Annotated in this window: 1 protein-coding gene; it reads right to left on the bottom strand. The window is 38.3% G+C overall.

Annotation, left to right across the window (positions count from 1 at the left end; all coding sequences use genetic code 11):
• Positions 1 to 31: 31 nt before the first annotated feature.
• The coding region (locus H5157_RS20620; protein ID WP_182725418.1) for an IS110 family transposase at positions 32 to 770 on the bottom strand (739 nt) is incomplete at its 5' end.

Genomic DNA, 770 nt, shown 5'->3' with positions numbered 1-770 from the left:
TAACAAGTGACTATGGTGTCAATTCCTAATTTCAAACCATTTTAGGATCCCACATGACACCATCCCTCACCATAGAATTTATGATTACTATAAGCTTTCTTATACAGGCAATAATAGCAACTTTTTTAGGTTTCCCTGCCGCGACTAGCCGATGATATATAGCTTTAAATTTAGGGTTACATTGGATAGCTGACATCATTGCCATATACATTGCGGTTCTAATTTTTGGCCGTCCACCTCGTATCATCCGTTTACCCTGATAAGCACCACTTTCTCGATTAAATGGTGCAACACCAACAAGTGATGCAGCCTCTTTATTGTTTACACACCCAAGCTCAGGCATGTCACTAAGTAAGTTAAATGCGACAACATTCCCAACGCCAGGCACACTTTGAATAATGTCATTCTTGACCTTATATTCGTCACATTCTTTGATGAGTTTTTGTAGTTTCAAATCTACTTTTTCAATCTGATTTTTTAATGCCGTTAGGATAGGTTTTATTAGTGATGATATTGTTTTTGGCATTATCTGTGAACGATTTTTCTCCATCGTTTGCATATCCATTAACTGCCTTCTTCTAGAAAGTAAATCACTCATCAAGCGCATCTGCTCTGGCTTTAAAGAAGAGAGTGGTGGCTTTATTGCTTCACCAAAATGAGCGATGAGTTGCGCATCAAGTTTATCTGTTTTTGCTTTTTGGCCAATAGCGCCTGCGAAACGTTTAATATTAACGGGATTAGCAACAACGAAAGGGATATTCGCTTGAGCA

The sequence above is a fragment of the Pseudoalteromonas sp. SG43-3 genome, assembly GCF_014164385.1.
GTDB classification, from domain to species: domain Bacteria; phylum Pseudomonadota; class Gammaproteobacteria; order Enterobacterales; family Alteromonadaceae; genus Pseudoalteromonas; species Pseudoalteromonas distincta.
Note: the sequence above shows the minus strand (reverse complement) of the source record. Positions and strands in the feature narration are given on the sequence as shown.